Genomic DNA, 4,061 nt, shown 5'->3' on the forward strand with positions numbered 1-4,061 from the left:
GCAGGGGTCAGGCCAGCATGGCGTTGATCGCCTGCATGCCCGCTCGATCTTTCTCCCAATCCAACTCGCCGTCGCTGGATTGCGCAACGCGCTGGACGGCGGGCAGTGTTTTCCCCGTCTGCTCCTGCCAGTGGGTGAGCGGTGATCCCTTGGGCGGCCGGCTTTCGATGTCCGCGGCCTGCAGGACGTCCAGATAGGTTACGGGGTCCGCTTCGGACGGCGATCGTTCGACATCGGTGTACCCGGCCACGGCCTGGATGGTCTCGGAATCGAAATTCCATCGCTGGAGAACGAGGGCCGAGAGTTCTTCGTGGATAAACGCGCAGACGGCGTACAGCAGTTCTTCGTTGCGATAGATCACCGGGTACTGATTGATCTCGGCCAGAACGGGCAGGGCGCCCACGTTGTGTACTAACCCGGTCAGCAGTGCCTTATCCGCGTCCAGGTGGTCGAAGCACCGGGCCAGCAGGTGCGACAGGGCGGCGACCTGAATCGAGTGGCGCCAAAAAGCGTTGATGTAGTCGTTTACCACCGGGTCGTGGTCTTGCCGGAACACGGCATTCATCGCCATCGTCATGATGCTGCGGCGTGCTTGCGACAGCCCCATACGGGTGATGGCCATCTTGACTGTTGGCACCTTCTCCATACCGCAATAGGCGGGGCTGTTGGCTTGCTGTATCAGGCGAGCACTCATTCCCGGGTCTTTCTGCGCGATGCGCGCCACCTCCGCGATATCGTACTCATCCGCCTCAAAGGCTCGAAGGGCTTCCGCCGCATTGGACGGAAAAACCGGTACCCGAATGCGATTATTCTGGACCTTGTCCCGAATCAACTCCACAAATTGACGAACCTCGTTCCTTCCCGAACCCTGACTTCCCAGTACATCTTTCTCGAAGTCCTCGCGCCGGTTCCCCAGCTGGATTTCTCGGTGATCCATTCCTGTTTGCTCCCTCGGCGTTCCAAGTCGTGCGGATTGTACCCGGTAACCGAACGACGCGACGACCCCACGACCGTTAGGCACAAAAAAAGGGGGCCAGTGGCCCCCTTTTATACGGCTCTTTACACCTTCGAACAGGTACCTGTTAGAACGGCACGTCGTCATCATCAAGGGGGCCACCCGCAGCCGAATAGTTCGGCCCGCCGTCATCACCACCGGCCTGCGCATTGGCTGCCGGAGCCGTGTTACCGCCGGCATTGCCGGTATCCTGACCACCGCCGCCGCGCTGACCGAGCATCTGCATGTCGCTCGCCACGATTTCCGTGGTGTAGCGATCGTTGCCGGACTGGTCCTGCCACTTGCGGGTCTGCAGCTTGCCTTCGATGTAGACCTGCGATCCCTTGCCCAGATACTGGGCAGAAATGTCCGCGAGACGGCCGAACATCACGATGCGATGCCATTCGGTGTTCTCGCGCTTTTCGCCGCTCTGTTTGTCGGTCCACTGTTCGGTCGTGGCGATCCGCATGTTCGCGACGGACGTGCCGCCGGGGGTTTCGCGCTTTTCGACATCGGCCCCGAGGTTGCCCACGAGGATGACCTTGTTGACGCCTTTTGCCATTTTACTGACTCCTTCTGCATTGCTTTTGAACGAGGTATCGACGTTTCCACCCGGCATTAACCGTAGGGGCCGGGCGGTGCATTCCGGTGGTTCATTCCCCGTCCTGCAACGCCGATGGATTCATCGTAGCAAAGATGATCGCCTTGTCGATTTTTGAAATCCGATTTTCAGAAAATTTTTCCACCCGCCTTGCGTACCGCTTCGCGTACGGCATCCGCGTTTTCGGCCGGCACCCGAATGGTCATCCGAACCTCGGACTTGCGTTTCTCTTCCTTGCGCCACCGCTTGACGTACGTCTGAAAAGAACCGATCACGTCAGGATGGATTTCGCCGATGTCGCGTGCCACATAGCCATCCGTGATCCGAACTTCCGCGTCGTCGGGGATTTGATCCGTGGCATCCAGCCACTTTTCCTCCTCGCGCCACTCTTTCTGCCCGGCATTGCGGAACTCGATGATCGTCTCATCATGGAACACGCCTTCCGGCCACCACTCCTCGTCGTCGTAGAAGCGCCGGAACTCGGCGCCGGTCATCTTGATGCTTGCCATTGTTTACCTCTTCAACTTGCGAATCGTGCGTTTAATGCGCCGATCGATGTCCCACCAGGGAATCGGCTGTTCCTGCAAAAAAGGGGTCTGGACCCAGCGGCCGTTCTCGACCCACTGAAGGCGGCCGTCCGGCATCACCCGGTGATACGCGGTGGTGACGACCCGGCATTCGTCGCAGATCCCGGCGCTCTCGAGAACGTGGGTGTCGGCGACCGGCGTACGGTGCAGGATGCGGGTCTTTTCCGTTGGCACCTGCTCCCCGCATTCATTGCAATGCACGGCCAGCCCGGTCACCTTTTGCCCTTCGGGTAGATGCAGGGGCAGCACCTCCACCGGGCTTTTCCCCTGTTCGATGATTTCCGTGGTTCGGGCGCTCAGCATCGTGCCCTCCTGATGCCTGTTATTTGCCCCGAGTGTATCGAATCGGATTGTTTACGCGATTTTTTTCACGGGGCCGGTTCAGCCAATCCGGACGCCTGCAAAAGAAATCGCGTACCTGTGTCGTTTGCCTATAATGCGCGGCGCAGATCGGGCGGCATCCATCGCTCGAAATCGGTACACTTCGCAAACAGCGCACCAGGCGGGTGCGCAAGGAAAGGAGAGGATCTCAATGGAACACGATGCATCACTGAACACCCTGGCCGGGTCGGTCCCGGAAGGGGCCCGTCTCGGCCTGATCCGGAATCTCATCGAAGCGATCGGGCCGGAGTCCTTGCCGGAGTCGGCTCGACTGACCGGGGATACCGCCGTCCCGCCCACCATCGAATCCCTGATGGCGGGACTGACTCGTCGTTCCCCGGCCGGTCAGGCGCGTTGGCTGGTCCGCGTGCTGGGCGAGGATGACGCCCGGCGGGCACTGGAGGGCGCGCAGCGCGTCTCCTTCGAACAGGGGAGGGCGGCCTGATGGGCTGCGCCAAAAACTGCATCGCGTGCGAATTGCATCAGGAACGGACTCAGGTTGTGATGCCCGATGGTCCGGATGGCGGTCTTCTGGCGGTCGGTGAAGCGCCCGGGGCGGATGAAGACGCCCATGGGGTCGGCTTCATCGGATCCGCCGGCAAGACGCTGGAAAAGGAGATCGCGACCACGCTGGGTCTGCCCCGGTCGTCGTGGGCCCGGGCCAATATCGTGCGGTGCCGCCCACCGGGCAATCGGCGGCCGAAGGCCGCGGAAATCGACACCTGCATGGGCTGTCTCGATCAGACGCTCGACACCAAGCGTCCTTCAGTCATCCTCGCCGTCGGCGAAACCGCCGGGCGTATCCTGGCCGGTGGTGACATCCGCAGCGGGGCCTATCTCCCGCAGGTCGAAACCATCGTCTCCCGGGCAATGGGGGCTACGGAATCCATGGATCGTGCCTTGCCGGCCTACCGCTCGATCCCGGTTGTTCCGATGCCTCACACGAGCGGACTGGCCTGGAACCGTCAGTTCAACGGAGCCCTCGGGCGTCGACCGATCGCGGCACTGGGTCGGGATGCGATCCGCGTGGCCGGGTTCCTGAATCGGGCGGTGGCTGCGTGAACACGCATACCCCGTTGCCACAGGGCGGGGTCAAGGCCTGCGCGGACTATCTGCGTTCGCTGGTCTGGGACGGAACACTGCCCGTCCCACTGGAGCCCATCACGGAGATCATCCAGACGGACACGAACCTTGCTCTGGCCGTCGAGGTATCCGCGACGGAAAGGCGGGTCTGGCTTGATGTCCGGGGACCACAGGCCATCCAGCTGCGACTCCCTTCCGAATGCTCGATCACCAACACCCGTCTCTGGACGGCCTGGTCCGTGGGGCTGCTGACGCTGGGGCACTCCGTCTCTTCGATCGGGCAGGCGCGTTTCGCACCCGAACCCGAGGCCGCACCGTGTATTCGGGCCGCGTCGCGCTTCGCTGCGGAGTTGCTGGTCCCGCGCGCGGAACTGATTCATGCCCTGGAGGCGGAGCCGGCCGCCCCGCTCGAATC

7 protein-coding genes are annotated in these 4,061 nt (G+C 62.0%); 3 read left to right on the forward strand and 4 right to left on the reverse strand.

The features are described 5' to 3' along the window. Window positions 1–7 precede the first annotated feature (7 nt). From F573_RS0113635 to F573_RS0113650, 4 genes are all read right to left on the reverse strand, one after another. Window positions 8–937 (reverse strand): HDOD domain-containing protein, encoded by a 930-nt coding sequence (locus tag F573_RS0113635; RefSeq protein WP_019023055.1) that lies wholly within the window; start codon window positions 935–937, stop codon window positions 8–10. Between the two features lie 145 nt (window positions 938–1,082). After that, window positions 1,083–1,556 carry a single-stranded DNA-binding protein gene (gene ssb, locus F573_RS0113640; RefSeq protein WP_019023056.1) on the reverse strand — a complete coding sequence of 158 codons (474 nt, stop codon included), beginning with the start codon at window positions 1,554–1,556 and terminating at the stop codon, window positions 1,083–1,085. 167 nt (window positions 1,557–1,723) lie between these two features. Next, entirely contained in the window at window positions 1,724–2,104 is a 381-nt protein-coding gene (locus F573_RS14675; protein ID WP_019023057.1) for a hypothetical protein, read from the reverse strand. Between the two features lie 3 nt (window positions 2,105–2,107). Beyond that, window positions 2,108–2,485 (reverse strand): hypothetical protein, encoded by a 378-nt coding sequence (locus F573_RS0113650; protein WP_019023058.1) that lies wholly within the window; start codon window positions 2,483–2,485, stop codon window positions 2,108–2,110. Between the two features lie 229 nt (window positions 2,486–2,714). On the opposite strand from F573_RS0113650, the gene F573_RS14465 reads away from it, so the two are divergent. From F573_RS14465 to F573_RS14470, 3 genes are all read left to right on the forward strand, one after another. After that, window positions 2,715–3,008 (forward strand): hypothetical protein, encoded by a 294-nt coding sequence (locus F573_RS14465; RefSeq protein ID WP_019023059.1) that lies wholly within the window; start codon window positions 2,715–2,717, stop codon window positions 3,006–3,008. Further along, window positions 3,008–3,625: a uracil-DNA glycosylase gene (locus F573_RS0113660; RefSeq protein WP_038033557.1), complete on the forward strand. Its 618-nt coding sequence runs from the start codon at window positions 3,008–3,010 to the stop codon at window positions 3,623–3,625. The genes F573_RS14465 and F573_RS0113660 overlap by 1 nt, the downstream gene beginning before the upstream one ends. Beyond that, the coding region (locus F573_RS14470; RefSeq protein ID WP_155986688.1) for a hypothetical protein at window positions 3,622–4,061 on the forward strand (440 nt) is incomplete at its 3' end. The genes F573_RS0113660 and F573_RS14470, both read left to right, overlap by 4 nt.

The sequence above is a fragment of the Thioalkalivibrio sp. ALE23 genome, from assembly GCF_000378545.1.
Taxonomy (GTDB): domain Bacteria; phylum Pseudomonadota; class Gammaproteobacteria; order Ectothiorhodospirales; family Ectothiorhodospiraceae; genus Thioalkalivibrio.

Bases quoted from the DNA above. Each gene is read 5' to 3' on its own strand.
- F573_RS14675 (WP_019023057.1), bottom strand. From the start codon at position 2,104: ATGGCAAGCATCAAGATGACCGGCGCCGAGTTCCGGCGCTTCTACGAC.
- F573_RS0113650 (WP_019023058.1), bottom strand. From the start codon at position 2,485: ATGCTGAGCGCCCGAACCACGGAAATCATCGAACAGGGGAAAAGCCCG.
- F573_RS0113635 (WP_019023055.1), bottom strand. From the start codon at position 937: ATGGATCACCGAGAAATCCAGCTGGGGAACCGGCGCGAGGACTTCGAG.
- ssb (WP_019023056.1), bottom strand. From the start codon at position 1,556: ATGGCAAAAGGCGTCAACAAGGTCATCCTCGTGGGCAACCTCGGGGCC.
- F573_RS14465 (WP_019023059.1), top strand. From the start codon at position 2,715: ATGGAACACGATGCATCACTGAACACCCTGGCCGGGTCGGTCCCGGAA.
- F573_RS0113660 (WP_038033557.1), top strand. From the start codon at position 3,008: ATGGGCTGCGCCAAAAACTGCATCGCGTGCGAATTGCATCAGGAACGG.